Raw genomic sequence first — 3457 nt, forward strand, 5'->3', positions numbered from 1 at the left:
AGCACTTTTTCTCGGTCAATGATTAGGATAAGTTATAACTTAAAAATTAATCAACAACTAAAGCTTATGCTTGTAGCTAAGTGAAATCATTGATTAAGAGACCTGTACTTTTCAATGACTTTTTCAGCAAACCCTAATTATATAGCGTTTCCTAAGCTAGTGAGGTACACTTGTTTTTCTTCCCTTTTGCCTTTTGCCTCTTGCCTTTTGCCTAAAACCCATAACTTTTGTACCTCAGCAGACTGAAAAACGCTATAACCAGCTACTTATAACACAAAGTCGAGAAGAGCCTCTTAACTTTTTTTATATCAAAATTACTTGAACGGGAGCATTAAAAGGGGAGAATTAATCCCCCCATCAATTTAGACAAAGAAACTATTGACCGCAATAGTACCGAGCGCCGGGAAAGCACCCGTTAACCCAGTCAGATTAATCACCAAATCATTAGCACTTTGGAAGCCTGCTGTACCGTCGTTGATAATTAGGTAAGTAGAAGAACTATTATCCCGCACTAAAGCAGCACTGTTCATCCCGAGAGCTTGATTTCCGGCTGTTGCGCCATTAGCATCGGTAAAGACGTTAGTAACAATGGTGTTAATATTGGTCGTGGTGCTATCTGTTGCCCGGGTAAAAGCGAGAGGGGCATTAATTGCCGCACCAAATTGACAAGGCATTACCCGTGCCATTAAGATTACCAGTACCAGTGAGGACGAGATTTTCCACGTTGTCAGGAAGGGTATAGGAAATGGAAACTCGCAGTGAAACACCTCGTGAAACTTGGCTGCAACCGATTGTCGCTCTTCTGGGAGAAGGGGAATTCGCCGAGGCTTATGCTTTGGCTGCATACTTTCCTAACACTCGCAATAGGCAACTCGTACAACTTGCTGCATTGTTGGGACAAAATAAGTTTAGTGAAGCTGATACTCTCTTAAAGAAATTTGCTGCTGAAACTCAAAGCCTTGTGGCTGATTTTGCCACTATTATGAGCCAAGTCGATTTGAATTTCCTTGAGACAGCTTATAAAGCTATTGAGGCTCGATATTTCCAGTTGGCTGATTTCTGTATTCAATTTCAACTGCTGACTCATCCAGAAACAAGCTTATCAGTAATCGGTGAGGGACTAAGGCTAAGAAAAACTGAATTTGTTCAAGACATAAACTCATATGTAAAGGGGGAACCGACGATTAAGGTTCCACCCGGCAAATTGGCAGGTGGAGAAGCGGATTTAAACAGAAAATATATCGGCAACCCGGGTTATTTTAACTCGAATAAAGGGAGTATTAAGGGTGGGAAGTTTATTGATGCTATTCCTAGTCCGCCTACACCCCGTCGGCCGCCTAATAGCGTAACAATTGAACGCCACACTCGAATCGAATTCCCATCAGGATGTGTTCTTGAACAAAAAGTTGATTTAAAGATTCAGCTAACTCAAGAGATTCCAAAATTTACTCGTGTTCCAGAAAAAATTTGGCTTACAGTAGGACTTAATACTAAGCAAGTTAAACTAAATGTCAAGGTTACTGCTCCAGCATTTGCCATAAGACCTTATCAGCAGCAGTTGACTGTTCCAGTTAAAGGCGATTCCAACGAAGTGATTTTTACCCTTGTTCCTCTTGAAAGAGGTGAGCAAGTTATTGAGATTGAGTTTTTCAGAGGAGCAACAAGAGTTGGGTATGTAATCGTTCAAACTAACGTAACTTTCTAATCATATCATGAAATATCGCCAAAAGTTTTATCAATGGAAGACCCAATTGATGGTCTCAAAAACTGAGAAAGTATGACGGTTAATCCCGATAAACATACACTTAATGTTACTTGGATTGAGAGAGAAAGTAAATTACTCTATACTATCTTCCCTGCCAATCGCTTAGGCGAGTGGGAGAAAACAATTCCTAATATTCAGCAACAAATTGAAGATGATTTGCGAAGTTTGAATGCTTTCCTGACAGAAGTAGTGCAACAAGGAAACCCCTCTGATGAGCGTTGGGAGAGTATCTGTTTCAATCTTCAGAGTGTTGGCGCTAACTTGTTCGAGATGTTAATTCCCTCTGAAGTGGCCAAACAAATGGGAACTTGGAAGATTGGTTCTCCTGTCATTATCTCCACTAATGAACAGTGGATTCCTTGGGAATTAATGTACGACGGCGAAGATTTTTGGGGAAAGAAGTTTATTATTGCTCGCTCTCCTCGCCTCAGCGATAGTCAAGATTTACCAAAAAGAAATAGACCTGAAAGTAAGGGAAAAAGACAAATCAAGCGGATTGTCAATATTGTCGGTGGAGATGTACCTTCCTCGGAAGCAGAGCGAGCTACCCATCTATTCTCTAATCTTCTCCCCCCGGAAGCGGTACAATTGTTAGCTAAACAGCCAATTTCGTCCCTTGTAAAAGCTATTCCAGGCACAGATGCGCTTCATTTTACCTGTCACGGACATTTAGAACCGCACCTACTCCAAATTGCTGGCGATAAAAACAAAACCCGAATTGAAAACTTGCTCCCTGAAACCATTCTAAGGCTACCCCTTGAGCCAGGTAGTCTTGTGTTTGCTAACGCCTGTGCTTCAACCGTTCCCGTGTTAACCTTTGGAAAATTTAGCAGTTTTGGCTGGAAATTTTATCAGCGTGGTGCAGATGCTTTCATTGGAACTTTAGGATCCGTACCAGTGAAATATGCCGTCAACTTTGCCGAAATTGTTTACCGTGAATTATTCAACCCAGATGAGAAAATTACTATCGGACAGGCTGTAGCCAAAGCCAAAGAAGTTGCAGCCAATGAGAGAAACTTATTTTGGCTACTGTATTGTATTTATGGCGATCCAGATTTCTCGATTGTACAGCAAAAAAATTCCAAGGAGGAAGACCATGCCAATTAAAGTATATGCCACAGCCGTTGATCCAGCTTCAGTTAGTAGCTTACAAACTGAGGATGAGGAAATCCTGACTACTTTGGGACCACAAGAGGAAACCGTCGCAGTTCAGTTGCAAGAACTCTTTGAATCTGTCATGGAAGCTCTTTCTAGTAAGGTAGATGTAGAAAGTCAGTTGACTGTTGAAATTAATGGTTCAGTCAGCCTAAAGGCGAAGGGAGAACTCAAATATCTGTTTTTCAACATTGGAGCAGAAACAGCCAATACAAACACGATGAAAGTTACCCTATCTACAACTTTGCAGCCAAAAATACAGAAAACGAAGTAAATGTCCACCATTAAAACAAAAAGCCAGAGGTCGGTATCCGGTCTCTCAAAGAAAACGGGTTTCTCAAAGAGTTTCTCAAAGAAACCCGTTTTCTAAAGAAGTTCTAGGATTGGATTTTTGCCAAAGACTGCTTAAATTCTGCGAGAGAATTAGCGGTAGCTGCTAATTTAACAATCTCTTGTAATGTAGATAGTACCGAAACTTTATTCAGGTATTGTTCCACATCTAAAGGAACTTCACCCAAGCGAGCTTGCAAAACTGTT

3 protein-coding genes and 1 pseudogene are annotated in these 3457 nt (G+C 40.9%); 3 read left to right on the plus strand and 1 reads right to left on the minus strand.

What is annotated here, in order from left to right; genetic code table 11:
- Positions 1–362: 362 nt before the first annotated feature.
- Positions 363–762: pseudogene (locus O9295_RS19485) on the minus strand (bluetail domain-containing putative surface protein); the annotation flags it as partial.
- On the opposite strand from O9295_RS19485, the gene O9295_RS19490 reads away from it, so the two are divergent.
- The 3 genes from O9295_RS19490 to O9295_RS19500 all read left to right on the plus strand — a co-directional run bounded on the left by O9295_RS19490 (position 746) and on the right by O9295_RS19500 (position 3194).
- Complete coding sequence (locus O9295_RS19490; protein WP_288034670.1) at positions 746–1705, plus strand: hypothetical protein; 960 nt, start codon at positions 746–748, stop codon at positions 1703–1705. The pseudogene O9295_RS19485 and the gene O9295_RS19490 overlap by 17 nt on opposite strands.
- 72 nt (positions 1706–1777) lie before the next feature.
- Positions 1778–2872, plus strand: coding sequence for a CHAT domain-containing protein (locus O9295_RS19495; protein WP_288034672.1), 1095 nt, complete (start codon positions 1778–1780; stop codon positions 2870–2872).
- Complete coding sequence (locus O9295_RS19500; RefSeq protein ID WP_002760882.1) at positions 2862–3194, plus strand: hypothetical protein; 333 nt, start codon at positions 2862–2864, stop codon at positions 3192–3194. The genes O9295_RS19495 and O9295_RS19500 overlap by 11 nt, the downstream gene beginning before the upstream one ends.
- The last annotated feature ends 263 nt before the right edge of the window (positions 3195–3457 follow it).

Origin of the sequence: Microcystis sp. LE18-22.4A (assembly GCF_027531105.1) — a bacterium.
Taxonomy (GTDB): domain Bacteria; phylum Cyanobacteriota; class Cyanobacteriia; order Cyanobacteriales; family Microcystaceae; genus Microcystis; species Microcystis aeruginosa.